The sequence below is a fragment of the Cellulomonas sp. GbtcB1 genome (assembly GCF_019091725.1).
Lineage (GTDB): Bacteria > Actinomycetota > Actinomycetes > Actinomycetales > Cellulomonadaceae > Cellulomonas.
In genome coordinates this window covers 1-257 of sequence record NZ_JAGXJG010000333.1, presented here as the reverse complement: position 1 = coordinate 257, position 257 = coordinate 1, and the positions used below count along the sequence as shown (strand labels likewise).

Here is a 257-nt window from a genome sequence, read left to right as displayed (position 1 = left end):
CGTCCAGCGCGACCCGGTCAAGAACATCATCGAGCACGTCGACCTGCTGATCGTCCGCCGCGGAGAGAAGGTCTCGGTCGAGGTCCCCGTGACCGTCGTGGGCGAGTCGGCTCCCGGCACCATCCACATCGTCGTGACCCAGGCGCTCGCGCTCGAGGCCGAGGCCACGCACCTGCCCGAGCACGTCGAGGTCTCCATCGGGGGCCTCGAGGCCGGCACCGCGCTGACCGCCGGCGAGCTGACCCTGCCGAAGGGCC

The 257-nt window shown here is 71.6% G+C and carries 1 pseudogene; it reads left to right on the top strand.

Annotation, left to right across the window (positions count from 1 at the left end):
* Positions 1–257, top strand: a pseudogene (locus tag KVT14_RS20610) (50S ribosomal protein L25); the annotation flags it as partial.